The sequence below is a fragment of the Methylobacterium sp. 092160098-2 genome, assembly GCF_028920805.1.
Lineage (GTDB): Bacteria > Pseudomonadota > Alphaproteobacteria > Rhizobiales > Beijerinckiaceae > Methylobacterium > Methylobacterium fujisawaense.
On record NZ_JAQPZJ010000001.1, the window covers coordinates 1,789,438 to 1,815,639 of the forward strand.

At 71.9% G+C, this 26,202-nt stretch carries 20 protein-coding genes and 2 pseudogenes; 11 read left to right on the forward strand and 11 right to left on the reverse strand.

Going from position 1 to position 26,202, the window contains the following annotated elements:
- Positions 1-116 precede the first annotated feature (116 nt).
- The 5 genes from PQI07_RS08500 to PQI07_RS08520 form a co-directional block, all read right to left on the reverse strand.
- Positions 117-1,166: a ketopantoate reductase family protein gene (locus tag PQI07_RS08500; protein WP_043355391.1), complete on the reverse strand. Its 1,050-nt coding sequence runs from the start codon at positions 1,164-1,166 to the stop codon at positions 117-119.
- Positions 1,167-1,348: 182 nt separating this feature from the next.
- Complete coding sequence (dgcA, locus tag PQI07_RS08505; protein WP_274926446.1) at positions 1,349-2,332, reverse strand: N-acetyl-D-Glu racemase DgcA; 984 nt, start codon at positions 2,330-2,332, stop codon at positions 1,349-1,351.
- A gap of 1 nt (position 2,333) precedes the next feature.
- Entirely contained in the window at positions 2,334-3,347 is a 1,014-nt protein-coding gene (gene dgcN, locus PQI07_RS08510) for an N-acetyltransferase DgcN (RefSeq protein WP_274926447.1), read from the reverse strand.
- A 319-nt stretch (positions 3,348-3,666) separates the two neighbouring features.
- A complete protein-coding gene (locus tag PQI07_RS08515) occupies positions 3,667-4,218 on the reverse strand; it encodes a GNAT family N-acetyltransferase (protein WP_179697539.1) in 552 nt (183 codons plus the stop codon).
- 131 nt (positions 4,219-4,349) lie between these two features.
- The gene (locus tag PQI07_RS08520) at positions 4,350-5,516 is read right to left on the reverse strand and encodes a type III PLP-dependent enzyme (RefSeq protein ID WP_043355385.1); all 1,167 of its coding nucleotides are present in this window, start codon (positions 5,514-5,516) and stop codon (positions 4,350-4,352) included.
- A 719-nt stretch (positions 5,517-6,235) separates the two neighbouring features.
- On the opposite strand from PQI07_RS08520, the gene PQI07_RS08525 reads away from it, so the two are divergent.
- The 7 genes and pseudogenes from PQI07_RS08525 (at position 6,236) to PQI07_RS08555 (ending at position 18,893) form a co-directional block, all read left to right on the forward strand.
- Positions 6,236-6,742, forward strand: a complete 507-nt coding sequence (locus PQI07_RS08525) for a GNAT family N-acetyltransferase (protein WP_043355384.1) — start codon at positions 6,236-6,238, stop codon at positions 6,740-6,742.
- Positions 6,743-7,246: 504 nt separating this feature from the next.
- Positions 7,247-9,346 carry a methyl-accepting chemotaxis protein gene (locus tag PQI07_RS08530; protein ID WP_274926448.1) on the forward strand — a complete coding sequence of 700 codons (2,100 nt, stop codon included), beginning with the start codon at positions 7,247-7,249 and terminating at the stop codon, positions 9,344-9,346.
- Between the two features lie 124 nt (positions 9,347-9,470).
- Positions 9,471-10,973 (forward strand): lipopolysaccharide biosynthesis protein, encoded by a 1,503-nt coding sequence (locus PQI07_RS08535; RefSeq protein ID WP_274926449.1) that lies wholly within the window; start codon positions 9,471-9,473, stop codon positions 10,971-10,973.
- Positions 10,974-11,063: 90 nt separating this feature from the next.
- A complete protein-coding gene (glcE, locus tag PQI07_RS08540; protein ID WP_274926450.1) occupies positions 11,064-12,251 on the forward strand; it encodes a glycolate oxidase subunit GlcE in 1,188 nt (395 codons plus the stop codon).
- Between the two features lie 146 nt (positions 12,252-12,397).
- Positions 12,398-13,724, forward strand: a pseudogene (gene glcF, locus PQI07_RS08545) (glycolate oxidase subunit GlcF).
- 672 nt (positions 13,725-14,396) lie between these two features.
- Positions 14,397-17,477: pseudogene (locus PQI07_RS08550) on the forward strand (Rne/Rng family ribonuclease).
- Between the two features lie 267 nt (positions 17,478-17,744).
- Positions 17,745-18,893: a methyl-accepting chemotaxis protein gene (locus PQI07_RS08555; protein ID WP_274926451.1), complete on the forward strand. Its 1,149-nt coding sequence runs from the start codon at positions 17,745-17,747 to the stop codon at positions 18,891-18,893.
- A gap of 40 nt (positions 18,894-18,933) precedes the next feature.
- On the opposite strand, the gene uraD is transcribed toward PQI07_RS08555, so the two are convergent.
- The 5 genes from uraD to PQI07_RS08580 form a co-directional block, all read right to left on the reverse strand.
- The gene (gene uraD, locus PQI07_RS08560) at positions 18,934-19,443 is read right to left on the reverse strand and encodes a 2-oxo-4-hydroxy-4-carboxy-5-ureidoimidazoline decarboxylase (protein WP_274926452.1); all 510 of its coding nucleotides are present in this window, start codon (positions 19,441-19,443) and stop codon (positions 18,934-18,936) included.
- Positions 19,444-19,795: 352 nt separating this feature from the next.
- Complete coding sequence (locus PQI07_RS37710) at positions 19,796-20,101, reverse strand: DUF2934 domain-containing protein (RefSeq protein ID WP_043759875.1); 306 nt, start codon at positions 20,099-20,101, stop codon at positions 19,796-19,798.
- 13 nt (positions 20,102-20,114) lie between these two features.
- On the reverse strand, positions 20,115-20,285 hold the full coding sequence (locus tag PQI07_RS08570) for a DUF3606 domain-containing protein (protein WP_075381142.1): 171 nt from the start codon (positions 20,283-20,285) through the stop codon (positions 20,115-20,117).
- A gap of 255 nt (positions 20,286-20,540) precedes the next feature.
- Positions 20,541-20,879 (reverse strand): membrane protein insertion efficiency factor YidD, encoded by a 339-nt coding sequence (yidD, locus tag PQI07_RS08575; protein ID WP_043355364.1) that lies wholly within the window; start codon positions 20,877-20,879, stop codon positions 20,541-20,543.
- Positions 20,880-20,883: 4 nt separating this feature from the next.
- Positions 20,884-21,327 (reverse strand): iron-sulfur cluster assembly scaffold protein, encoded by a 444-nt coding sequence (locus PQI07_RS08580; protein ID WP_043355362.1) that lies wholly within the window; start codon positions 21,325-21,327, stop codon positions 20,884-20,886.
- A 386-nt stretch (positions 21,328-21,713) separates the two neighbouring features.
- On the opposite strand from PQI07_RS08580, the gene folE reads away from it, so the two are divergent.
- The 4 genes from folE (at position 21,714) to PQI07_RS08600 (ending at position 25,477) form a co-directional block, all read left to right on the forward strand.
- Entirely contained in the window at positions 21,714-22,385 is a 672-nt protein-coding gene (gene folE, locus PQI07_RS08585; RefSeq protein ID WP_483129542.1) for a GTP cyclohydrolase I FolE, read from the forward strand.
- Between the two features lie 20 nt (positions 22,386-22,405).
- Entirely contained in the window at positions 22,406-22,828 is a 423-nt protein-coding gene (hisI, locus tag PQI07_RS08590; RefSeq protein WP_043355359.1) for a phosphoribosyl-AMP cyclohydrolase, read from the forward strand.
- Complete coding sequence (locus PQI07_RS08595; protein ID WP_043379096.1) at positions 22,825-23,808, forward strand: patatin-like phospholipase family protein; 984 nt, start codon at positions 22,825-22,827, stop codon at positions 23,806-23,808. The genes hisI and PQI07_RS08595 overlap by 4 nt, the downstream gene beginning before the upstream one ends.
- A 97-nt stretch (positions 23,809-23,905) precedes the next feature.
- Complete coding sequence (locus PQI07_RS08600) at positions 23,906-25,477, forward strand: alkaline phosphatase D family protein (RefSeq protein ID WP_043355355.1); 1,572 nt, start codon at positions 23,906-23,908, stop codon at positions 25,475-25,477.
- A 179-nt stretch (positions 25,478-25,656) separates the two neighbouring features.
- Here PQI07_RS08600 and PQI07_RS08605 read toward each other — a convergent pair whose 3' ends face one another.
- Positions 25,657-26,088 carry a CBS domain-containing protein gene (locus PQI07_RS08605; protein ID WP_043355353.1) on the reverse strand — a complete coding sequence of 144 codons (432 nt, stop codon included), beginning with the start codon at positions 26,086-26,088 and terminating at the stop codon, positions 25,657-25,659.
- Between the last annotated feature and the right edge of the window lie 114 nt (positions 26,089-26,202).

Below are 26,202 nucleotides of genomic sequence, written 5' to 3' on the forward strand. Positions count from 1 at the left end.
GCCGTCGTTGCGAGCGCGGCGAAGCAATCCAGCGACGCCACGGCCGCCGATGTCGCGCGACCTGAATCGCTTCGCTGCGCCCGTGATACCGGGGCGGAGCGAAGCGACGGCGCCCGTCAGCCCTCGATGATGCGCTCGTCGAGCTTGCGGTCGACGGTCTCGACGGTGCGGTCGATCTCGGCGTTCGGATCACCGAGCTGGTGCGAGATCAGCTTCACCAGCAGATCGACGCGCTCGATGTAGGGCGCACCGTTGGCCACCGCGCGCGCCGCCGAGGACGGCTTCAGCAGGCTCTCGGCCGCCTTGGCGTATTTCTCGAACGGCACCTGATCGGCCGGGTCGGCGCCGAGCTTCCGGGCGATCCCGTCGACATGGTCGTAGATCGCCCGCGAGCGCGCGAGGTCGCCGTGGACGGCGTCGTGGATCGATTGCGGCGCGCCCGGGGTGATGCACCGGTAATTGCCGGTGAGCAGCATCGACCACTTGGCCAGCGGCACGAACAGCGAGTCGAACACCTTCAGCTTCACCGGCACGTCGTGCCCGTCGAGGCGCACGGCGTCGATGTCGGCCTCCAGCTCGCGGAGAAGCGTGTTGTGCGCCTCATCGGCGAAGGTCGCGGCCTTGAAGTTGGTCGGCAGGCCGACATGGAGGACGTTGGCCTCCTCCTCCGGCGGCCGGAAGGCCTGCGGGTCGGGGGAGCAGAGCGACACCAGCCCCGGCTCGAACCGGTCCCAGACGCCGGCATTGGTGTAGGCATCCTCAAGATCCATGGCGGCGAGCGCCGGGATCCGCTTGAGGTAGGGCAGCGGCGGCATGTTCATGATCGACAGGCACGGCAGCTTCGCCGCCGCGATCTTGATCATCAGGACGCGGATCGTGTGGTTGTTGTACTGCGGCTCCTGCATGGCGAGGCCGACGAGGTCGTAGCGCGACACGTCGACGTCTTCCGGCGGCATGGCGTCGACCTTGCCGGGCAGGTCGCGCGAGTGGATCGCGCGGTGCTCCTTCTCGTCGCGGAGCTTGATGCGGACCTCGGTGCCCTCGCGGTTGATCAGGTCGGCGGTCTTCCTGCGGCAGACCAGGGTCACGTTGTGACCGGCCATCAGGAGCTTGGTCCCCAGGAGCGAGCCGTAGGAGGCCCCCAGGATCAGGATGTTTCTGGCCACGTCGTTCCTCCCCAGCATTGAAGACTGCTGTTGTGTTGTCTGGCTGCGGGGAACAGCGCGTCCACGCCACGGCCCCATCGCACCGCCGATGGATGGCAGCCGGGCGGGCGGAACGCAAGCCTTCTGGTATACCTAATCCCAAACCCGTTGTGACGCCCCGCCGGTGACAGGCGAGGCGAATCCTATCCCCACAGCTCCGGCGTGGGCGGGTGCATCAGGCTGCCGTCGTAGCGGAGCGGCGGGTCGCGGTCGCGGGCGAGCAGCAGCGGCCCGTCGAGATCGACGAAGTCGGCCCCCTCGGCGAGGAGCGCCGCCGGCGCCATGCCCAGCGAGGTGCCGAGCATGCAGCCGACCATGATCGCGAGCCCCCTCCCCTTCGCCTCGCGGGCGAGCAGCACCGCCTCGGTCAGGCCGCCGGTTTTGTCGAGCTTGATGTTGATCGCGTCGTAGCGCCCGGCGAGCGCGTCGAGGCCGGCGCGGTCGTGCAGGCTCTCGTCGGCGCAGACCGGCACCGGATGCGCGATCTCGGCGAGCAGGGCATCGGCGTCGGCCGGCAGCGGCTGCTCGATCAGCGCGACGCCGGCCTTCAGGCAGGCGGCGAGGTTGGCCTCGATGGTCTCGGGCCGCCACGCCTCGTTGGCGTCGACGATCAGCCGGGCATCGGGCGCGCCGGCCCGGACGGCGGCGATGCGCTCCGGGTCCCCTACCCCGCCGAGCTTGACCTTGAGCAGGGGCCGGTGGGCCGCCTTGCGGGCGGCCTCTTCCATGCTCTCCGGCGTGCCGAGGCTCAGCGTGTAGGCGGTGATGACCGGCTGCGGCGCCGGCAGACCGGCGATCGCCCAGGCGGGGCGGCCCTGGAGCTTCGCCTCGAGGTCGAACAGCGCGCAGTCCAGGGCGTTGCGCGCCGCCCCCGCTTTCATGCGGGTCATCAGCGCATCGCGCCCGATCCCGGCCGCGATCGCCTCCGCCTGCCCTTCGATCAGCGCGCTGACGCTCTCGACGCTCTCGCCATAGCGCGGATAGGGCACGCACTCGCCGCGCCCGACCGTGTCGCCGTCCGTGAGCGTCGCCACCACGACGGCGATCTCGGTGCGGCTGCCGCGGGAGATCGTGAAGGCGCCGGCGATCGGGAAGCGCTCGACGGCGAGGCTCAGGCGACGGGCCATGTCAGATCTCCGGAAACTCGGCGACGATCCGGTCGACCAGCCCGTCGACGCCGAAGCGCACCGGGTCGGTGGCGGGCAGGTCGTGCTCGGACGCGAGCGTCTCGAGGAGCGCCCGCGCCTCGCCCTCGGCAAGCGCCTGGGTGTTGACCGCGATGCCCACCGGCCTGATCGCCGGGTTGGTCAGGCTGCCGAGCTGGACGGCCAGGTCGATCACCTGGCGGATGGTGGGGAGCGGGTGCTTCACGCCGCGCATCGTGGTGCGGGTCGGCTCGTGGCAGACCACGAAGGCGTCGGCCTGGGCGCCGTGCAGCAGGCCGAGGCTCACCCCCGCGAAGGACGGGTGGTAGAGCGAGCCCTGGCCCTCGATCAGGTCCCAATGGTTGGAGGCCGCCTCCGGCGAGATCGTCTCGACGGCGCCGGAGATGAAGTCGGCCACCACGGCGTCGATGGCGACGCCCCGGCCAGAGATGAACACGCCGGTCTGGCCGGTGGCGCAGAAATCGGCGTCGAGGCCGCGCTCGCGCATGCCGCGCTCCAGGGCGAGCACGGTGTACTTCTTGCCGACGGAGCAGTCGGTGCCGACGGTGAGCAGGCGCCGGCCCGACCGCTTGGTGCCCTTGCCGGTGGGGAAGCGCTCGTCGGTGTGGCGGACGTCGTGGAGCTGGCGGTTACGCCGCGCGGCGGCCTCCGCGATGGCCGGAATCGTACCGAGCTTGACGTGCAGGCCGCTCGCCACGTCGAGCCCGGCCTCGATCGCCGCGACGATCTCCTTGACCCAGTGATCCGGCAGCACGCCGCCGGCATTGACGACGCCGATCACAAGGGTCCGGCAGCCCTTCGCCAGGGCCTCGGGCAGGGTCATGTCGGGGATGCCGAGATCGGCGGCGCAGCCCGGCAGGCGCATCTGGCCGACGCACCATTCGGGGCGCCAGTCCTTGATCCCGTAGGCGGTCTTGGCCGCCAGCGTATCGGGCACGTCGCCCAGGAACATCAGGTAGGGCGTGGCGATCTGCATCGGTCGAGCAACCTTCTCCGGGAGGCCGGCGGACCGTCTATGCGGGATCGCGGGCGCCGGGCGCAATGCACGAGACCGGCCAAGCGGGTGGACGCGGCCGCCGTCGCGGGCATGACCGGGTTGCGCCATCCGGAAGGGACGCCCCTCCGACCCTCTCCCGCAACCCGAGGTGCGGCAGCGCAGGGAGGCCGCGAAGGAGGCCTCCAGGGATCGCGCGGCTGGCTCGAGGGCTCCTTCGAGGCCCGCTCACGCGGGCACCTCGGGATGAAATCGCGTTGGGGAAAGCCGATCTCACCCCCGCGGCGTCTGGTGTCCCCGTTCAGGCGGCGCGTCGTCGCGCCACCCCCGCCTCGTTGGCCACCGCGCCCACCGGCGACTGCACGCCGGTCGCCCGGACCATCCCCTCGACGCCCGCCAGAGCGCCCGCGCGCAGCTCGAGACCGAGGAAGCGCTCGCGCTCGAACGGCCCCGGCAGGGTCAGGCCCTCCGCGAGCGCCCGGTCGAAGCCGAAGCGGGCATAGTAGGGCGCGTCGCCGACCAGCAGCACGGCGCCGTGGCCGAGGGCCTCCGCCCGGCCGAGGGCCGCCTGCATCATCACCGAGCCGAGCCCCTGCCCCTGGATCGCCGGATCGACGGCGAGTGGGCCGAGCAGCAGCGCCGGGCGGGCGGGCCCGGCCTCGACGTGCCACAGCCGCAGAGTGCCGACGAGGCGGCCGCCCCGAATCGCCGCGAAGGCGAGTCCGCGGGCCGGCCGACGGCCTTCGCGCAGGCGCTCCGAGGTCTTGGCATGGCGGTTGCCGGGAAAGCACGCGTCGAGCAGGCGCTCGCGCGCCGGGACGTCGTGGACATGCTCCGCGCGGATCTCGATCATGGCTGTGCCCTCCCCGGGCCGGCAAGCGGGAGAAGCGGTGGGTTCCGACGGACGGCCGAAGGCGATCCGTCGATGCGACAGCGGGAGATCGCTCCCGGCAGCGACACGCTGCCGGGAGGTTCTGCAGCAGGTCAGATGACGATCTGCTGAAGGGGCGGGAAGCCGTTGAAGGCCACCGCCGCGTAGGTGGTGGTGTAGGCGCCCGCACCCTCGATCAGCACCTTGTCGCCGATCGAGAGCGAGACCGGCAGCGGATAGAGCTGCCGCTCGTAGAGCACGTCCACCGAGTCGCAGGTCGGGCCGGCGATGACGCAGGGCTCGGTCGCGTCGCCGTCCCGGGCGGTGCGGATCGGGTAGCGGATCGCCTCGTCCATGGTCTCGGCCAGCCCGCCGAACTTGCCGATGTCGAGGTAGACCCACCGGACCTCGTCGGCGTCCGCGGACTTCTTCGACACGAGCACGACCTCGGCCTCGATCAGGCCGGCATTGCCGACCATGCCGCGGCCCGGCTCGATGATCGTCTCGGGGATCTGGTTGCCGAAATGCTTGGTCAGGCCCCGGAAGATCGCCTCGCCGTAGCTCTCCACGCCCGGCACCGCCTTGAGGTACTTGGTCGGGAAGCCGCCGCCGAGATTGACCATCGACAGGCCGATCCCGCGCTCCGCGCACTCGCGGAAGATCGCCGCCGCGGAGCCGAGCGCCCCGTCCCAGGCCTCGGTGTTGCCCTGCTGCGAGCCGACATGGAACGAGATGCCGTAGGCCTCCAGCCCCTGGCGATGGGCGTGCTCCAGCACGTCCGCGGCCATCTCGGGCACGCAGCCGAACTTGCGCGAGAGCGGCCAGTCGGCGCCCGCGCCGTCGCACAGGATGCGGCAGAACACCCGGATCTCGCCGGTCGGCACGTCCGTGGCCACGGCGGCCCGGGCGATCTTCTCGACCTCGGCCTGGCAGTCGACCGCGAACAGGCGGATGCCGAGCTTCAGGGCGCGGCCGATGCAGCGCTCCTTCTTGATCGTGTTGCCGAAGGAGATCCGGTCGGCGGTGGCGCCGGCGGCCAGCACCATCTCCATCTCGGCGACGGAGGCGGTGTCGAAGCACGAGCCCATCTCGGCGAGCAGGCGCAGCACCTCGGGGGCCGGGTTCGCCTTCACGGCGTAGAACACGCGGGTGTCCGGCAGGGAGCGCGCGAAGGCGGTGTAGTTGTCACGCACGACGTCGAGATCGAGGACCATCACGGGGCCCTCGTCCTGACCGAGGTCGCGGCGCACGCGCAGGAAGTCACGGATGCGGTCGGTCATAGTCGTCTCCCGGCACGGGTTCGCGAGCGCCCTACGCGGGGCGCGCTGTCGAAGATGACGGCCAGGACTGGCCGTCGGCGTCAGGGGGCGATGCGTCGCGCGGACCCACGCGCTTTGGAGACGCGTGCGTCAGTGCGGGCGCAGAGCACCCGGAAGCTGCCGTGGATTGGAAGGGATGACCCCCACCGCACGCCGGGCAAAGAGAAACAAGCCTCTTCGGTGCCGGCCTGTGGAGGGCCGACGAGACCAAAAAAGCCCGTTCGTCGTTGCTTTAAGCTGCGTCCCCCGTGGAGAGCGGGGTTCGCCGGTTTCGCCTCCGGCTGCCGGTTGTTGTCGGGGTCCGGTGTTGCCACCTGGATGCCGGCCGTAGGGATCCACCCTTGCGACCATCGATCCTTTAAGACCCCTGGCGGCTGTCCGGCAGTTGACCGGATGCCCACCAACCGACACGCGGCCACAGGCACGTGCGAAATTGGGCACGGCGCATATACGGAGACAGGCCCGGCCCGGCAAGGGGAAGATGCCCCGGACCGCCCGCTTTTCCGCCCGGAATCCACACCCCGTGCGGCCCGTTGCAAAAACGACGCAGCCCGACCGGGCCGAAGGCGCCGTGCGGGCTTCCCAAGCGGGGCGGAAGCGGGCATCTGACCGGAGCGGGCAGAACACGCAGGTAAGCAAGCGATGGCCGGGCCGACCAGATCCACCGCGACGGCGCGGGCGTGAGCGCCCCCCTGCGCAACCCGGTCGGCGACGGGCTCCCCGAGCCGACGATCCGGACCGCCACGCTCGCCGATCTCGACGCCCTGGTCGCCCTGGAGCACGCCGCCTTCGCCACAGACCGGGCGGAGCGCCGGGCGATCCGCCACGCGATCCTGTCGCCCACCATGGACGTGCTGGCGGCGCTGATCGACGCGCCGGATGCGGACCCGACGCCGGTCCTCGTCGGCGCCGCGGTGCTGGAGCGGCGGCGCAGCAGCCGGATCGCCCGGCTGGCGTCGATCGCGGTGGCGCCGAATCGCGGCGGCCTCGGCCTCGGCGGCCGACTCCTCGACGCGGCGGAGGCGCAGGCCCGCAGCCAGGGCTGCGACCGGCTCCGGCTGGAGGTGCGCGCCGACAACGGCGCCGGCATCCGCCTCTACGAGCGCCGGGGCTATACCCGCTTCGCCGTGCGGCCGGACTATTACGAGGACGGGATGGAAGCCTGGCGCTACGAGCGCGGGCTGTAGGCGTCGCGCAGGGCTGCCGCCGATACGCGGGCCGCCTGCGGGCCGGCAGCCATCACGTTGACATCCGGATGCGATCGAAGCCGTCCGCTCCCGCGGCCCTGTTCGTCGTCACGAGGGGACGCGGCGGCCCGACGGGCAGGACACCGAGCAGGCGAGCCCCGCCCGGGACTGCTTCGCCGCACGCTCCCGCAGGGTGCCGGCAGGCCGGCCGCGCTCGGCCTCGGGCCGTTCGCGGATGCGACCGCAGGGCGCCAGATCCGCCTCGCGCCGTTCGACCGCGGGGAGCAGCCCCGCCGCGCCGCCCAGGCCACGCTGATTTCAGCGCTTATAAATTCGGCACAACCCCCGTAAATTGACTCGCCTCTCAATCAAATTCGCGTTCTATTATAAAATCTCGATGACAATATCCGTATAAAATCGCAATTATACAACACATGATCCGCCGATTGCCTGACAAAACCTAACGTTTTAAGACAAAGCATCGCAGACCTTGAGACTTTACCCATGACTCGCTGGCTGGGGCGCTTCTCGATCCGGACGTTGCTGTCCCTGGTGATCGTCATCATGGCCTGCATGGCGCTGGCCAACGCCACCAGGACACTCATCGACGAGCGGGCGCAGGCGATGGGTGCGGCCAGGGCGGTGACCTTGACGCAGGCGAGCCAGGGACTCCTCCGGACCATCCTGCCGCTGCGGCTCGAGCGCGGATCGACCCTCGCCCTCGGGGGTGAGGCGCCCGCGGACGCGAAGACCCTGTCGACCATCGCGGGCAGCCGGCAGGCGCTGATCGAGAATTACCGCCAGGCTCAGCGCAGCCTGAGCGATCTGGCCGAGCCGACGGTCAGCGCGACGCTCGATCGCCTGAATGCGGCCCAGGAGGCGATGGCGGCCCTGCGCCCCCGCATCGACGCGGCCCTCAGGCTGCCGAAGGCCCGTCGTGAGCCGGCGCTGCGGGACGCCGCGATGGCCGCCTTCCAGGACCTGCTCGAGGCCCTGACGGCCACGCTGAAGGCGGTCGACGCGGCCATTCCCCGGTCCGATCCCGTCCTGGAGCGCTATCTCGCCCTCAAACAGGCGGCCTGGGACACGCGCGTCGCCAGCGGCAACGTCGCGGTGCGGGTGCAGACCTCCCTGATCGCCGGAACGTCGTGGTCCCTGCCCGAGACCGTCGCGGCGGCTGAGGAGCGGACCGAACTACTGTCCGCGTGGCGGCGCACGACCGAGGCCGCGACCGACGTCTCGGAGACGGTGCGGGCCGCGTTCGTGCGGGCGAAGGCCGACAATTTCGAGGGCGACACCAAGGCCATCGCTCAGGCGGTCTTCGACGCGCTCAGCACGCACACGCCCCCGCGCCACACCTTCGCGGAACTGCGCGACCGCAACACCGAGAACCAGCGCTCCCTCGTGGCCCTCTGCGACGCGGCCCTCGACGCGATGGTGGCGCGCGCCGAGACTCTCGCCGACGCGGCCCGGACCGACGTCGTGCACAGCGTCGCGGCGCTGCTGGCGGTGATCCTGCTGGTGGCCCTCGGCCTGTGGACCCTGTTCGGCGGCGTGCTGCGCCCGCTCCGGGCGCTGACGGCGACGATGCAGGCGCTGGCGGACGGGGACGCCTCCGCCACGGTCCCGGCGCGCGCCTACCGCAACGAGATCGGCGCGATGGCGCGGGCCGTCCAGGTGTTCAAGGACAACCTGATCCGCAGCCGCCAGCTCGAAGCCGAGGCCGCCGAGGCGCGGCTGGCGGCGGAGGCGCGGCGCCGGTCCGACCTGCGGGCGATGGCCGAGCGCTTCGAGCAGACGGTCGGCGGCATCATCGCTCAGGTCTCGGACTCGGCCACCGCCCTGCAGGGTACGGCCCAGACCATGACGGCCACCGCGACTCAGACCGCGAGCCAGTCTAGCACCGTGGCGGCCGCCGCCGAGGAGGCCGCCGCCAACGTCAACACGGTGGCGGCGGCGGCCGAGGAACTCGGGGCCTCCGTGGAGGAGATCGGCCGGCAGGTCGAGGGATCGACCAAGCTCGCCCAAGGGGCCGTCTCGGAGGCGGGACAGACGGGCACGCTGGTCCGGGACCTGAGCGGCGCGGTCGCGCGGATCGGCGACGTGATCGGGCTGATCGCGGCGATCGCCGGCCAGACCAATCTGCTGGCGCTCAACGCGACGATCGAGGCCGCCCGCGCCGGCGAGGCGGGCCGGGGCTTCGCGGTCGTCGCCAGCGAGGTGAAGGCGCTGGCGGCGCAGACCGCGCGGGCGACCGAGGAGATCGCCGGCCAGATCGCCGGCATCGAGGGCGTGACCGGCCGGGCCGTCGCGGCGATCGGCGCGATCACGGGGCGGATCGAGGAGATCAGCGGCGTGGCGAACGCGATCGCCGCGGCGGTGGAGGAGCAGGGATCGGCCACCCGGGAGATCGTCCGGAACGTCGGGCAGGCGGCCGTCGGCACCGGCGCGGTGACCAGCACCATCCTGGGCGTCGCCGGGGCCGCCGAGGAGACCGGCCGGGCCGCCGACGCGGTGCTGGCGGCGGCGTCCGCGCTGTCGCGCCAATCCGCGACGCTCACGGCCGAAGTCACGCGCTTCCTCGACACCGTCCGGGCCGCCTGACCGGACGGTGTCGGAGGCCCCGCGGGTCTCCGCCCCGATCTCGCCCGGTTAGGGGAGTCTTACGGCTCGCGCGCTACAGCGCGGGAACGGGCGGGGCGACCCCGCCGCGCATGAGACGCCGTCCATGGCCGTGATCGCCGCCTTCGTCATCAATGCGGGGCTCAACTTCGTCCTCGGCCTGCTGATCGCCAAGCTGCTGGGGCCGGCCGATTTCGGCCGGTTCGCCCTCGCGACCACCGGCGCCATCGTGCTGAACACGGTGCTGTTCGAGTGGCTGCGCCTCTCGGCGACGCGGTTCTACTCGGGACGGGTGCGCGTCGACGAGCCGTGGATCCGCCATGGGCTCGACCGGGCCTATCTGCGCATCGGCCTGCTGCTTCTAGCCGCCGCCGCCCTGTGCGGGGCCTTCGGCTTCGCCGGCGGCGCCGACGGGCGCGAGGCGGTCCTGTGCGGAACCGGCCTCGCGGCGCTCGGCATCGGCGTGTTCGACTACCACGCGGCCCTCGCCCGGGCCCGGTTCGACGGCAAGCTCTATCTCGGCCTCGTCGCGGTGAAGAACGTCCTGTCCTTCGCCCTGATGGCGGCGGCGGCGTGGTGGCTGCCCCAGCCGGCCTGGGTGCTGGCGGCGGCGGGGCTCAGCCAGCTCCTCGCGGTGCTCCTGCTGCGCCACCCCCTGCGCGACCCGCACACGCCCTTCGAACGGCCGCGCCTGTCGGCGACCTGGAGGGTCTTCGCCCGCTACGGCCTGCCGCTCATCGCCGCCAACACCGCCTATCAGTGCCTCGCCTTCGTGAACCGGGGCGCCATCGCCAGCCATGCCGGCTTCGCCGAGGCCGGCTACTTCGCACTGGCCGCCGACGTCACCGCGCGCGCGATGACGACGCTCGGCACCGCCCTCGACCTGCTCCTGTTCCAGCTCGCCGTGCAGGCAGAGGAGCAGAGCGGCCGCGCCGCCGCCGAGGCGCAGGTCGCCGCCAATGCCGGCACGGTGTTCGCCCTGCTGGCACCCTGCGCGGTCGGTTTCTGGGCGGTGCTGCCGGCCCTCCAGGGACTGGTCGTGCCGGACGCCTATCGCGGGCCGTTCGAGACCTACAGCACCGTGCTGATGCCGGGCCTCTTCTGCCTGTCGATGATGTTCTACGCCCTCAACCCGGTCTTCCAGATCCGCCGCCGGACCCTGCCGGTGGTCGCCGCCGCCCTGGTCGGCCTCGCGGTGAACGGCGCCGGCCTTCTGATCCTGCCGGACCGGATGGGCGGGATCGGCGTCGCCCTGGCGCAGACCGCCGGGCTCGCCGCCGCGGGATTGTGGCTCGGCTGGTGTGCCCTCACCGGCGCCGAGCGGATCGTGCTGCCCTGGGGGGAGATCGGCGTCGCGGCCCTCGCCTGCGCGGCGATGGGCCTCGCGCTCGCCCCCTTCCGGCACCTGCCGCCCGCCACCGCGCTGGCGGTCCTGGTCCCGGCCGGGACGGCCCTCTACGGGGCGCTGGTCTGGATCTTCGACATCGCCGGCCTGCGCCGTCAGGTCCTGGCGCGTCTGCGTCCCGCGCGGACCCTGGCGGCGGAGCAGGGTTCCAGGCCCCAGGCAGGCGCCTTCGCGGCAGCCCCGCACAGGAAACCCGCCCGCTGAAACCCCGCGACTCCACCTCCGCTTGAATCCGCCGCCGGATCCGGCGACACCCGTCCTGGAATGGATACAAACAGGACCGGGACGGAAACGATGGGCGTGTACGAGCCCGGCACCGAGGCGGAGGCCGGGGAGATCGTGCGGGCGGCCGCCGGGCGCGGCGAGCGCCTGCGGCTCGCGGGCGGCGGCACCGCCGCGGGGCTCGGTCGGCCCGCGCAGGACAGCGCGACGCTCTCCTCGAAGGCGCTGACCGGCGTCACGCTCTACGAACCCGCCGAGATGGTGGTGGCGGCCCGGGCGGGCACGCCGCTGGCCGAGGTCGAGGCGCTGCTCGCCTCCCGGGGCCAGATGCTGCCCTTCGAGCCGATGGACCTGCGCGGCCTCTACGGCAGCTCCGGCGCGCCGACCCTCGGCGCGGTGGCGGCGATCAACAATGCCGGCCCGCGCCGCATCAATGCCGGGGCGGCCCGGGACAGCCTGATCGGCGTGCGCTTCGTCAACGGGCGGGGCGAGGCGATCAAGTCGGGCGGGCGGGTGATGAAGAACGTCACCGGGCTCGACCTCGTGAAGCTGATGGCCGGCGCCCACGGCACGCTGGGCCTGCTCACCGAGGTCACCTTCAAGGTGCTGCCGGCCTGCGAGCGCGTGGCGACCCTCGTCTTCTCCGGGCTGGACGATGCCCGGGCGGTGACGGCCCTTTCGGAGGCCCTCGGCTCGCCCTTCGAACTCACCGGCGCCGCGCATCTGCCGGCGGGGATCGGAGCCCCGGAGGCGCGGACCCTGATGCGCCTCGAAGGCTTTTCCGACTCCATCGACTACCGCACGGGCGAGCTGCGCCGCCTGCTCAAGCGCTACGGCCAGCCCGAGATCGTGGACGGCGAGGCCGGCGCCGCCCTCTGGCGGTCCGTGCGGGACGCCGCGCCGCTCGCCGAGCCGCGGGAGGCCGCCCTCTGGCGGATCTCCACCGCGCCGACCCACGGGCCGGCCCTGGCGGCGGCGGTGGCGGCGGAGCGCCCCGCGCGCTGGTTCTTCGACTGGGGCGGCGGCCTGATCTGGCTCGCCACCGGTGCCGAGGGCGATGCCGGCGCCGATGCGGTGCGCCGGGCCGTGAAGACCCAGGGCGGCCACGCCACGCTGGTCCGCGCCCCCGACGCCGTGCGCGCCGCCGTGCCGGTGTTCCAGCCGCTGGCCGAGCCGCTGATGCGGCTCACCGCCGGCATCAAGGCGGCGCACGATCCCGCCGGGGTGCTCAACCCCGGCCGGATGTACGCGCAGGTTTGAGGTTCATCCCCTTCCCCCGCGGGGAGGGGCCAGCAACGGGGTGGCTGAGGACCGGGCGCAACGGTGCCTCCTGCGCCCCCCATGCGGGATCCGCGATCCCGGAACTCCGCCCCGCAAGGGGGGCGGAGAGCAGGCAGGAAGAGACCGTGCAGACCAATTTTGCCCCCGCCCAGCTCGCCGATCCCGCCATGGCGGCCTCGGAGAAGATCCTGCGGACCTGCGTGCATTGCGGCTTCTGCACGGCGACCTGCCCGACTTACCTGCTGCTCGGCGACGAGCTCGATTCGCCGCGCGGTCGCATCTACCTGATCAAGGACATGCTGGAGGGCGGCAAGCCGGCCTCGCAGGAGGTGGTCAAGCATATCGACCGCTGTCTCTCCTGCCTGTCGTGCATGACCACTTGCCCGTCCGGGGTGCACTACATGCATCTCGTTGACCATGCCCGGGCCCATATCGAGAAGACCTACGCGCGACCGGCCGGCGACCGGTTCCTGCGGACGCTGCTCGCCCAGGTCCTGCCGTACCCGAACCGGTTCCGCCTCGCCCTCGCCGCCGCCAAGCTCGGAAGCCCGGTCCGCGGGCTGGTGGCGCGGCTGCCGCGGGTCGGCAACCGCCCGCCGCCATGTCGACCTGGCGCCCGCCGGGATGCCGCCCCGCGAGCCGACCAACCGGCCGGGCCGGTTCCCGCCGACGGGCGGCCCGGCGACCAAGCGCGTCGCCCTGCTGCGAGGCTGCGCCCAGAGCGTGCTGCGGCCGGACTTCAACGCGGCGGCGATCCGGCTGCTCAACCGGCACGGGATCGAGGTGGTGCACGCCAACGAGGGCTGCTGCGGGGCGCTGACCCACCACATGGGCAAGGAGGATTCCGCCCACGCCCATGCCAAGCAGACGATCGACGCCTGGGACGCCGAGATCGCCAAGGGCCTCGACGCGATCTTGGTCACCGCGTCCGGATGCGGCACGACCATCAAGGATTACGGCTTCATGTTCCGCGACGACCCCGCCTATGCCGAGAAGGCGCGGCGCGTGTCGTCCTTGGCCAAGGACGTCACCGAGTATCTGGCGTTGCTCGACCTCGCTCCGGTGGCCGAGAACGACCTCGTGGTGGCCTACCACTCCGCCTGCTCGATGCAGCACGGCCAGGGCATCCGGCTGGAGCCGAAGACGCTGCTCAAGCGGGCGGGCTTCACCGTGAAGGACGTGCCCGAGGGCCATATCTGCTGCGGCTCGGCGGGGACCTACAACATCCTGCAGCCGGAGCTGGCTGCGAAGCTGCGCGCCCGCAAGGTCGCCAACATCGAGCGCGTGCGCCCCGACGTGATCGCCACCGGCAACATCGGCTGCGCCACGCAGATCGGGAAGGGCACCGGCATCCCGATCGTCCACACGGTCGAGCTGCTCGACTGGGCGACCGGCGGCCCGAAGCCCGCCGCGCTCGCCGGGGTGGCACCGCGGATCGCGGCGGCGGAATAGGATCCTCCCGGCCGGATCGCCGCCCCGGCATCGCGCGCGCACGCACCGGGCCCCGGGGATGCGCTACGACGCAGGACCGCGCACGCAGGGACGGCGGCTCCGCCCTCGCGCGCCATGACAGCCCCGTGACATCTATTCACGCTTGACCCTTGCCAAATCCGCACAGCGGTCTGTAATGATGAGGACCCCTCTCCGGTCCCGCCGGTCGCCGCAACGGCCCGCGGACGTGACCGAATTCCTTGCGAAAACGGTCGCGGTGTCGCGGCGGGCCGTTTCGGTCCGCCTGACGGCGACGGGTGTCGCCCGTGATCGGGCAGGTGTCACACGACGCGGCGGAGCTTCTCCGCCGCACCCCAGAATTCACGGCCGGTCCCCATCGGCCGAGATTGTTTCGCGAGGTCGGGACCACGATGGACGGACGCACGGCCCAGCATAGAGCTGCGCGTGCCCCGGAGGCGCAAGAGGCGCGTCGCACCGGTCCGTCCCTCCTCCCGGCCTGTTTCAACCCCAGGCGCCCAGGGCGCCGAACGGCGGTTGACGGCAATTTCCCCTCGAACCCATCCGCCTCGGCGACGAGGCCGGCACCCCACCCGACAGGTTTGACGTCGGGCGAGGCGCCGCCGGGACCACGGGCACGGAGAACGACGTCGGCCGCCATGCCGAGAGTCCGACATGGCCAACAAAATGCTGATCGACGCGATGCACCCGGAGGAGACCCGGGTCGTCACGGTCCACGGGTCTAGGGTCGAGGAGTTCGATTTCGAAGCCGCCAACCGGCGTCAGCTGCGCGGCAACATCTATCTCGCCAAGGTGACCCGGGTGGAGCCGTCGCTCCAGGCGGCGTTCGTGGAGTATGGCGGCAACCGCCACGGCTTCCTGGCCTTCAACGAGATCCACCCCGACTATTACCAGATCCCGCTCGCCGACCGGCAGGCGCTCCTCGAGGAGGACGCCCGCGACGCCGAGGAGCACCGCGAGCGTGAGGAGCGCCGCCGCCGGTCGCCGCGGGCCGCCCCGCGGCCGCCGCCGCGCCGAGGCCCGCGCCCGCGGCGCCGACGAGACCGTGAGCGCCGAGGACGGGCACGAGGCGTCCCAGACCGAGGATCAGGCCGAGATCCGGACGGAAGCCGGTTTCGATCCGGCCGCCGAGCCCGATACGCTCGCCGAGCATCCCGAGGCCGTGCGGGAGGCCCTCGCCTCCGAGACCGCCGCCGGCGACATTCCCGTGGCGCAGGACGAGCCGGCACGGGACGAGCCGGCGCAGGCCGCCGAGCCGGCGGCCGAGGCGCCGTTCGACGCTGCCCCCGCCGAGGCCGCCCCTGCCGAGGCGCAGGCGGCGCACGACATGGCCGGGCCGGTCGCTGACGACGACGCCGCCGAGCAGGACGCCCCGGTCGAGGCCGAGGCCCGCATCGCCGTGGCGGGGGCGCTGACCGTCGCCGAAGCGCCGGCCGAGTCCCTCGCGAAGGAGACCGCCGAGCCGGCGGACGCCGACGAGGCGGATGACGCGTCCGACGAGGACGACGAGGAATCCGACGACGAGGATGAGGACGAGGACGAGTCGGAGGACGACGAGGACGAGTCCGACGAGGATGAGGACGAGTCGGACGAGGATTCCGACGATCCCGACGCCGAGCCCAAGATCGCCCAGGTCGGCGGCAACGGCGACGCCCTGGCCGAAATCCCCGAGCGGCCCCGCCACTACCGCCGCCAGTATAAGATCCAGGAGGTGATCAAGCGCCGCCAGATCATCCTGGTTCAGGTGGTCAAGGAGGAGCGCGGCACGAAGGGCGCGGCGCTCACCACCTACCTGTCGCTCGCCGGCCGCTACTCGGTGCTGATGCCCAATACCGGTCGCGGCGGCGGCATCTCCCGGAAGATCACCTCGGCGGCCGACCGCAAGCGCCTCAAGGAGGTCGTGCAGGATCTGGAGGTGCCCGAAGGGATGGGCGTCATCCTGCGCACCGCCGGCGCCTCGCGCTCCAAGCCCGAGATCGCCCGCGACTTCGAGTACCTGATGCGGCTGTGGGAGTCGGTCCGCGAGCTGACGCTGACCTCGATGGCGCCCGCGCTGGTCTACGAGGAAGGCTCGCTGATCAAGCGCGCCATCCGCGACCTGTACAACAAGGATCTGGACGAGGTTCTGGTCGCCGGCGAGGACGCCTACCGCGAGGCCAAGGACTTCATGCGGATGCTGATGCCCGGCCAGTCCAAGGTCGTGAAGCCCTACCGCGACCCGACGCCGATCTTCGCCCGCTTCGGCGTCGAGCAGCAGCTCGACGCGATGTTCTCCAGCCACGTCTCGCTGAAGTCCGGCGGCTATCTGGTGATCAACCCGACCGAGGCCCTGGTCTCGATCGACGTGAACTCGGGCCGCGCCACCCGCGAGCACGACATCGAGGACACCGCCCTCAAGACGAACCTGGAGGCCGCCGAGGAGGTTGCCCGCCAGCTGCGCCTGCGCGACCTCGCGGGCCTGATCGTCATCGACTTCATCGACATGGAGGAGAAGCGCAACAACCGCGCCGTCGAGAAGAAGCTGAACGAGTGCCTGAAGAACGACCGCGCCCGCATCCAGGTCGGCCGGATCTCGCCCTTCGGCCTCATGGAGATGAGCCGCCAGCGCATCCGCACGGGCGTGCTCGAATCCTCCTCGATCCCCTGCGCCCATTGCGGCGGCTCGGGCTTCGTGCGCGCCACCGCCTCGGTGGCCCTGCACATCCTGCGCTCCATCGAGGAGGCGCTGCTCAAGTCGGCGAGCCACAACCTCGTGCTGCGGACCCGCACCGAGGTCGCCCTCTACATCCTCAACCAGAAGCGCGGGCACCTGCGCGAGTTGGAGATGCGCTTCGGCGTGACCATCACGATCGCGGCCGACGAGCGGCTGGCCGCCACCGCGGCCTTCCAGCTCGACCGCGGCGAGCCGGCTCAGCGCGCCGAGGGTCCGGTGACGGGCGTGCGCGCCCAGGCGATCTCGCCCACCACGGAGTTCGAGGACGAGGACGAGGAGGCCGACGAGGTCGAGGCCGAGGTCGAGGCGGATGCCGAGGGCGAGGCCGAGGAGGGCCGCGCCGAGACGCGCGAGGAGGCGACGCGCGAGGAGGGTGAAGGCCGCCGCCGGCGCCGCCGCCGCCGCCGCCGGGGCGGGCGTCAGGACGGTCGCGCCGAGGAGGATCGCGGCGACGATGATCGCCAGGAGGGCGAGCGTTCGGACGAGGACGGTCGGGACGAGGACTGGGACGGCGAGGAGCCGGCCGCAGCCGAGGCGCCGGCCGAGGCCGTCGCAGCCGAGGCCGGGAGACCGACGAGGCCGTGGCCGGCCCCGACGAGGCGGCCCGCGCCGAGGACGAGGGCGGACGCCGCCGCCGCCGCGCGGACGCCGCGGCGGTCGCCGGACGGAGCGAGGGCCGCACGCCCGGACGCCGCCGAGACGGAGGATGCTCCGAGGCGGTGGGCGAGACGGTGGCCCTGTCGGCGGAAGAGCCGGTGAGCGCCCAGGCGGTGGCGGAGGCGGTCGAGGCCGCCCCGGCGGCCGGCCGCACCGAGACCGCCGTGGATCTGCCGGTGGCGGAAGCCGAAGCCCCTGTGCCGGCCGACCGGGAGCCCGCCGCTGCGCCGGACGCCGCGACCGCTGCCCCGGCGGAGGTCCCCGCGGAGCCCGTGGCGGTGGTTCTGACGCCGCCCGCCGATCCGGACCGTCCCAAGCGCGCGGGCTGGTGGTCGCGCACCAAGGCCGCTCTGACGGGCGAATGAAGCATTGCGCCTCCAGATAGATCCATATCTGGAGGCGCAACCTCTGGCAGCGCCGCCGATTGCACTTCCGCAGAGTGCTATATCGGCGGCGGGCAGATCCGGTTATCCTTCACCATTGATTGAAGGTTCTGTGCGAGGGTCCGCTTCGATTCGGATATCGGAGTGTCCCGCATGTTCAGTTTGCGTCGGCAGCGTCACGTTTCTGACGCGGTCGCAACCCCGGTCATAACGCCTGCGCCGTCCACGATTCCGGCGGCGGCGCTGATCGTGGAACCTCTGCGTCCCGAACCCGAATCGACCGTCGATCGCGAGTGGCTGTCGCTCCTGGCGCGCCTGTCCGCCTCCGCCTCCGACGCCGGGACCTCCATCGGCTGGATGACCCACGACGCCTCCGGCACCGCCGAGCAGGCCCGTCTGATCGCGGCAGCGAGCGAGGAACTCGCCGCGACGACGGGGGAGATCGCCGCCCGCTCCTCCTCGGCGGCCGAGACTGCCGAGACGGCCCGGGCCGGTATCGTCACCTGCGTGGGCGACCTTCACCGCGCCACCGAGGGCATGCGCGGGATCGAAGAGGGGACTGAAGAGATCGGCAGCCGGCTCGACAGCTTCTCGACCGCCGCCCTGCGGATCGAGGAGATGGCCGGCACCATCGCGGCGATCTCGGCCCAGACCAATCTGCTGGCGCTCAACGCCACCATCGAGGCGGCACGGGCCGGCGAGGCCGGCCGCGGCTTCGCGGTGGTCGCCGCAGAGGTCAAGACGCTGTCGGCGCAGACCGCCAAGGCGACCGACGAGATCCGGGCGCGGGTCAGCGGCCTGCGCGAGGAGATGGCGGCGATGCAGGCCGCGGTGACCCGCAGCCGCAACGCGGTCGAGGCCGGCGCCTCCGCGATGATGCGGGCCAATGCCCGCGTCGAGGCCGAGAGTGGCGCCGTGGCGAATGTGGCGGCGCAGATGCGCGAGGCCTCGGAGATCCTCGGCCAGCAGATGCAGGCCACCGGCGACATCGCCCAGAATGTCGGCCGCATCGCGGAAGGCACCGACAAGGCGCGCCGGGAGATCGGTGATGCCCTGGCGCAGTTGAGTCGGATCGAGGATCTGGGGCGTACCCTGCTCGATCGCCAGATCGGGACCAGCGCGGATCAGCAAGTGATCCGCCTTTCGGCGGATTGCGCGGCCTGGCGCCGCGCGATCGCGGCGACCCTGGTCGGGATGCGCTCGACCGACACGCCGCCGGAGGGGATCCCCGCCGATTCGACGCGCGCCGCCGCCATCGAGCGGCCGCTGACGCAGGCTCGCGAACAGGCAGCCGCCTTGATCCGCCACGTGCGCAGCCAGGCCTGGGATCAGGCGACCACGGCCTTCGTCGCCTTCGAGGCGGCCGTGAAGGAGGCCCGGTCGGCGATCGAGGCCTGAGACCCGGGCCGGTTCCGGGACCGCCGCGTCGCGGGTCGTCTCACGGCGTGATCAGGCGGTCCAGGCGCATCCGGGTGATCTGGGCGACCTCCTCCAGCGCGGTCGCTTCCTCGACCGCCGGATCCCGGCCGAGCCGAGCCTCGAAGATGGACCGGATCTCGGCCCGTCCCCGGCCTCGCACGGCGATGATGAACGGGAAGCCGAAGCGCGCCCGGTAGGCGGCATTCAGGCGGTCGAAGACTTGCGCGTCGGCCTCGCCCATGCGGTCGAGGCCCGCACTCCCCTGCTCGCTCGCGGAATCCGCGGTGAGGCTGCGGGCGCGGGCCTCGGGCCCGGCGAGTTCCGGATGGCCGTTCAGGAAGGCGCGGCGGGTTTCGACGGGGGCGGCACGCACCGCCGCCATCATCGCCGCGTGCAGATCGGCGATGCCGGCGAAGGGCCGCCGGGCCCAGGCGGCCCGAGCCACCCAGGGCGCATGCTCGAAGACGCTGCCGAGGAGCGCCTCGAAGGCCGGCGCATCCATGTCGTTCAGGGCGGCGAGACCGGTCACGCGACCGGTCCAGCGTTGGCACCGGGCCGGTCGCGGGCAGCGGGGACGGAAGGCTTCAACGGGGACTCCTGTCGCACGGGTGAGCGGACGGCCCGTTGCGGTGGAGACCGGGCCTTCGGGGCCGAAGGTTTCTCATGGCGCGCGACCGCGCAAGGCCCAGCGCAGATCGCGCCCTACGCGTTGCGCGGCCATGCGGGCGATCCCCCGCGACCTTGTGGTGGCCCTCCACCGATCGCGCACAGGCCGGCCCCGCCGACCAGATTCCGCGGCCCGTGCGGCCTCATCCCGGGGGCTGTCATCCCGCGCCGCCTGGTCGATGGCGGATGATGCCCCGGTCTCGCTAGACCGCCGCTCAGGCCGGCGGCGAACCGGATGCCGGATGGTTCGGCCGATCCGCGCTCTTCCGGCGCTCCCGCTCCTTGCGCAATTCCCGCTCGGCCAGCAGCCAGAACTCGATCTCGAAACCCTCCGGCCGGTGGTTGCGCTCCCAGAGTTCGTAGGCCCGCTCGCGGATCTGCTCGAACGTGAGGGCATCGGGCGACCGGGCCGGAGGCTGGGTTACAGCGTCGTCGGATCCGGACGAGGGCCCGGGCTCGACCGACGGCGTCGCCGCCGCCGGAAGCTCCGGGGGCGGTCGGAAATCGGGGGGCACGTCCACGATGCCACCGCGCTCAGGAGGCCGGCTTGTCGAGATAGGCGGCCACGCTCGTGATCCGGCTTCCAACCATGGTCACAGCCTTGCGCAGCCGCTCCTCGCTGACGCCGAAGCGCTGTGCCCACTCCTCGCGGATGGCGCGGTCATAGATGTCGATATGCGTCTTGCCTCTGAATTCGGTGGACATTCTGTGCCCGCTCCGGTTCGCCGTGAGCCGCGGACATGCCGGGCTCTCCGCAAGGACAACCGGGGTCGAAGCCTTCGGTTGCGGCCGGTCGCACGGCGAGCGCCGAGGGCTCGCGGACCGCGTATCCCGTACCGGGTGGACGAGGCCCTGTGACGGGCCGGAGCGGCCAGACGCCGGAGCGGGCGGGCTGTTCGGCGCCTGGGCATCGACCCCGTCGCCTGCTGCTTCAGCTGAAACAGGCCGGGATCGCGACCTTCACCGCGCGTCCGCTCCACGCCCCTCCGCCACCGCCTCACAGGCGAAGGGTGACGGCGGCGCCTCGACGCCGCGCCAGCGGCCATAGGCCCAGGGGCGGTACCACGCCGATCCCGCGGGCAGCTGCTCCGGCACGAGATCGATCCCGTGGGTTCCGAACGGGCCGCAGCGGCAGATCCGGGCGACGCCCATCCAGCCGCCGGGCCAGACCCCGTGCCGGGCGATGGCCGTATCGGTGTATTCGGAGCAGCTCGGCCAATGACGGCACTGGCGGCCGATCAGACCCGACAGGGTGAGCTGATACAGGCGGATCGCCCAATGGGCGGCGCGCCGGACCATGCCCTCAGGCGGCCCGTCGCTTGGCGGCGATCTGATCGAGGGCGTCCACCACCGCGTCGAAGGTCAGGAGCGTCGAGGCATGGCGCGCCTTGAACGCCCGCACCGGCTCCAGCACCGCGAGGTCCGCCCAGGCGCCATCGGGCGCAGGCCCGTTCTCCTTGAGCATCGCCCGCATGGTCTCGCGGACGCCGCGCAGCTCCTCCGCCGTGGTGCCGACCACGTGCCGGCCCATCAGCGACGAGGAGGCCTGCCCCAAGGCGCAGGCCCTCACCTCGTGGGCGAAATCCGTCACCCGGCCGTCCTCGCCGAGGACGAGGTCGACCGTCACGGTCGAGCCGCACAGGCGGGAATGGGCGGTGGCGCTGGCATCCGGGTTCTCCAGCCGACCGAGCCGGGGGATATCGGCGGCGAGTTCCAGGATACGGCGGTTGTAGATATCGTCGAGCATCGGGTCCTCAACCGGAGGCGTCAATCCCATCGGGACTCTGCCGCGTGCATCGCGCATTGCGCGTTGCCCCGCGAACGATGATATAGGCGCCGTACGGTCGCTTCGCGAGGAGGCGGGCCGTCGACCAGGGTCGCGCCCACGGCCACGGTGGTGCTCACGGCTTTAGACCATCCCGGGGCGCCGGCTTGAAACCTTTTCGAGCCCGGGAACTTCCCTCGAACGCCCGACCCGATCCGACGATGTACGCAAAGCCCGACAGCACCCCGATGAAGTCCCGCATCGCGCGGGCCGGAGATGCCATGGATGCCGCGCTCAAATCCTTGTCCTACCAGGGCGATGGCCAGGGTTTCGGCCGGAACGGGAGTGATGGGCAAGGGCTGAACGGCATGCGCAATGACAATCGGCCGGTGGATGACGGGCGTCCCATCGAGGTCGCGCCCGAGCCGGCTTCCGCCACCCGCGTCCCGGACGGGATCGAGACCGGCCGCCCGAGCCGCGCCGAGGCCGAGGCCGCCGTGCGCACGCTCCTGCGCTGGGCCGGCGACGATCCGACCCGCGAGGGCCTGCTCGACACGCCGGCCCGGGTGACCAAGGCCTACGAGCAGCTGTTCGGCGGCTATGGGGTCGATGCCGAGAAGCTCCTCGAACGCGTCTTCGAGGAGGTCGAGGGCTACTCGGACATCGTGCTGGTGCGCGACATCCCGTTCCACTCCCATTGCGAGCACCACATGGTGCCGTTCATGGGCCTCGCCCACATCGCCTACTACCCGACCCGGGGCGTGGTCGGCCTGTCGAAGCTCGCCCGCGTGGTCGACACCTTCGCCCGCCGCCTGCAGACCCAGGAGACGATGACCGCCCAGATCGCCGACGTGATCGAGAGCATCCTCAAGCCCCGCGGCGTCGCCGTGATGGTGGAGGCCGAGCATCTCTGCATGGCGATGCGCGGCGTCCAGAAGGCCGGCGTCTCGACCATCACCAGCCAGTTCCGCGGCGTCTTCAAGGACAATGCCAACGAGCAGGTCCGCTTCCTGACCCTGGTGCGCGGCGGCGCCAAGTAGCCTCAGGCGACGACCTGCCCATGACTGCCCGCGACATCGCTTTCGCTCCCCCCGGCACCCGCGCCGAGGTCGAGGAAGGTACGGCCCTCACGCCCCGATTCGACCGCGACGGGCTCGTCGCCTGCATCGCGGTGGACGCGCAAGACGGGCGGGTGCTGATGCTCGCCCACATGAACGCCGAATCGCTGGCGCGCACGCTCGAGACCGGCGAGGCTTGGTACTGGTCGCGCTCGCGGGGCGAACTCTGGCACAAGGGGGCGACCAGCGGTCAGATCCAGCGCGTGGTCGAGATGCGGGTCGATTGCGACCAGGACGCCCTGCTGATCCGCGTCGAGGTCGGGGGCGACGGCGGCTGCTGCCACACCGGCCGGCGGGACTGCTTCTACCGCAGCGTCGTCCGTGAGGCGGACGGCCAGGTCGTCCTGAAGGCCGCCGGGCGATGAACCACCCTCTTGCCACACGGTGGCAAGACGAATCCGCCGATCCCCATTTCCTTCCCGGAACCGTCGAGCCGGTCCGGCCGTCGCCGAGTGCCGGACCGCGGGTCGGGCTCGCGCTCGGCGGCGGCTCGGCCCGGGGCTGGGCGCATATCGGGGTGATCCGTGCCCTGGAGGAAGCCGGCATCCATCCGACCGTTGTGGCGGGCTGCTCCATCGGCGCGGTGGTCGGCGCCTGCTACGCGGCCGGGCGCCTCGACCGGCTCGAAGCCTTCGCCCGGGCGCTGACCCGGCGCCGCGTCGTCGGGCTCATCGATCCCCGTCTGCCGGGCTCCGGCCTGATCGCCGGCAACCGTCTGCGCCAGCGCCTCGCCGCGGATCTCGGCGCGCGCCGCATCGAGACGCTGCCCATCCGCTTCGGCTGCGTCGCCACCGAGTACGGCACCGGCGACGAGATCAGCCTCACCGAGGGCCCGGCGGTGGATGCGGTGCGCGCCTCCTACGCGATTCCCGGCCTGTTCCCACCGGTGGCCCACGCGGGCCGCGTGCTGATGGACGGGACTCTGGTCAACCCGGTGCCGGTGGCGTTGGCCCGGGCGCTGGGTGCCGACCTGGTCATCTGCGTGAACCTCAACGGCGATACCGGCGGTCCGGTGGTGCGCGAGGCGCCGCACCCGCCCCCGCGCCGGGGCCTTCTGCAGGTGGTGCGCGGACGCCTGCCGGGTTTCGACCGTCCCGAGCCCGAGCTCGCCGTACCGGGCATCGCCCGGGTGGTGCTCGACGCCTTCAACACCACCCAGGATCGGATCTCGCGGGCGCGGCTGGAACGCGACCCGCCGGACGTCGCCATCGGCCCGGATCTCGGCGCCTTCGGGCTGTTCGATTTCCACCGCGCCGCGGAGGGCATTGCTCTGGGGCACCGCGCCGCCCGGGCCGCCCTGCCCCGGATCCGCACTATGCTGGAAGGTGCCGCGGCTCGGGCGTGAGGCTGTCGGGCCCCGATCCAGCCCGCCTGCGTGCTTGCCCGTCATCCGGCTGTCGCGACCGCCTGCGATGGGCGCCCTGCATACTGGAGGGCTTCCAATGTATACGAGTCGCCGTCAGATCCTGCTGTCCGGGGGCGCGAGCCTCGTCGGGCTGGCCTCCGGCCTCGGGCGCCCCGGCCTGAGCCGTGCCGCCGACCGGCCGGTCCTCACACACGGCCTGCAATCGGGCGATGTCGGCACCGACTCGGCGGTCGTCTGGGCGCGCTCCGACCGGCCCGCCCGGGCGATCGTCGAATGGGCGACCACCGAGAGCTTTTCCGACATCCGCGGCGGCGTCTTCGCCGACGCCCTGCCCGAGACCGATGGCACCGTGAAGGTGGCCCTGACCGGGCTGCCGGCCGGCCAGGACGTGTTCTACCGGGTCCGCCTCCAGGACATCGCCGCCCCGACGATTGTCGGACCGGCTCAGATCGGCCGGTTCCGTACCGCGCCGGCGGACAGGCGCACGGTGTCGTTCTGCTGGTCGGGCGACACGGCGGGCCAGGGCTGGGGCATCGACGAGGCCCGCGGCGGCATGACGATCTACTCGGCCATCCTGAAGAACCGGCCGGACTTCTTCATCCATTCCGGCGACACGATCTACGCCGACGGGCCGATCCAGTCCGAGGTGAAGCTCCCCGACGGCAGCCTGTGGCGCAACCGGGTCACCGAGGAGGTGGCCAAGCCCGCCGAGACGCTCGCGGAGTTCCGGGGCCGGCACAAGTACAACCTCACCGACCGGAACGTGCTGGCGATGAACGCCGCCGTGCCGATCCTGGCGCAGTGGGACGACCACGAGGTCACCAACAACTGGTGGCCGGGCGAACCCCTCACCCGGGCCGAGCACCTCAAGAAGAAATACTCCGACCCGAACGTCCTGGCCCTGCAGCTGCGGGCGGCCAAGGCGTTTCACGAGTACATGCCGATGCGCTTCGAGCCGGCGGAACCCGGCCGGGTCTACCGCAAGATCGCCTACGGTCCGCTGGTCGACGTGTTCATGCTCGACATGCGCTCCTATCGGGGCCCGAACGGCGAGAACAAGCAGACGGAGTACGGCCCCGAATCCCACTTCCTCGGGCCGCAGCAGCTCGCGTGGCTGAAGCAGGCGCTGCTCGACTCCCGCGCGACCTGGAAGGTGATCGCCGCCGACATGCCCCTCGGCCTCGTGGTGACCTACGACGTCGACCGGAATTTCGGCTCGGAGGCGGTGGCGCAGGGCGACGGGCCGCCCCTGGGGCGCGAACTGGAGATCGCCGACCTCCTGCGCTTCATCAAGAGCGCGGGGATCCGCAACACGGTGTGGCTCACGGCCGACGTGCACTACACGGCCGCCCACTACTACGACCCCAACAAGGCGCAGTTCCAGGATTTCGACCCGTTCTGGGAGTTCGTCTCCGGCCCGCTGCACGCGGGCACCTTCGGGCCGAACGCCCTGGACAACACGTTCGGGCCGCAGCTGCGCTTCGTGAAGGCGCCCGACAAGGGTCAGGTGAACCTGTCGCCGGCCGCCGGCTACCAGTTCTTCGGCCACGTGGCGGTGGACGGTCGGACCGAGCAGATGACCGTGACCCTCAAGGACGCGGCCGACACCGACCTCTGGCACGTCACCCTCGATCCCATGAAGGCGTGAAACGGACCGCGGGTGATCATGGGCTTGAGCTGTCGGCCCGCTCGTCCGTCGACGCGGAGGCGCGCAGGTCCCCTCTCCCGTGCGGGAGAGGGCGCGCGTCGCGCTCCGGCACCGCCGGCCTGCTCTGAACCGGTGAAGCCCGGGGGCGGAGGGCGCGAGAGACGTGAGGCTTCGCGCCCCTACGCCATCGTGATGTAGTCGCGCAGGGCCTGCTGCTCGGCCTCGACGGAGGCGATCTTGCGCGCCACCACGTCGCCGATCGAGACCAGGCCGATCAGCCGCCCGTCCTCGCAGACCGGCACGTGGCGGAAGCGCCCGTCGGTCATCAGCGCCATGACCTCCTCGATCGTGGTGCTCCGACCGCAAGTCGTGACCGCGGTGGTCATATGGGCCGAGACCGGCGCGTCGAAGGCCGAGCCTCCGTGCCGGGCCAGCGCACGCATGATGTCCCGCTCGGAAATGATGCCCGCCACCGTCCCGTCGGCATGGGCGGCCACCAGGGCACCGATCCGCTTGTCGGCGAGGATCTGGATCACGTCCTCCAGGGTCTTGTCGGGGCTCACGGTGACGACGGAGCTTCCCTTCTCGGCGAGGATGCGTGCGACGGTCATGGCTCTCTCCCTTGTGACGCGTCCGGTACGCCGTCAGCCCGCGGCGCCCTGATTGCGTTCTCGGCCGGGTTGGGCCCGGCGCGTTCACATTGTGGCGAGTGTGTGACCGATCCG